At 62.1% G+C, this 232-nt stretch carries 1 protein-coding gene; it reads right to left on the bottom strand.

Going from position 1 to position 232, the window contains the following annotated elements; translation table 11 throughout:
- Window positions 1-232, bottom strand: a 232-nt coding sequence (locus tag SCA31_RS25715) for a hypothetical protein (RefSeq protein WP_410699753.1), incomplete at both ends; no start/stop codon positions are given.

Raw genomic sequence — 232 nt, forward strand, 5'->3', positions numbered from 1 at the left:
TTGCCGTTCGGCAGTACGGTCAGCGTCCAGATACCGCCGTTATACTGCGACGGCACTTCCATCTTCGTGACTTCGATCGCCTCTGTACCCCACGCGAAGGACGGCAGGTTCAGGCGCGGCGATCCATCGACGGGCACCGGCACGCGCGACGCGAGGAAACGGCCGAACAGCGGGAAATAGGTTGGCTTCGCGTCGATATCCAGGTGCACTGCATCCACGGTAGGACCGAGAA

This window comes from Chryseobacterium sp. SIMBA_028 (assembly GCF_046535285.1).
GTDB lineage: Bacteria > Bacteroidota > Bacteroidia > Flavobacteriales > Weeksellaceae > Chryseobacterium.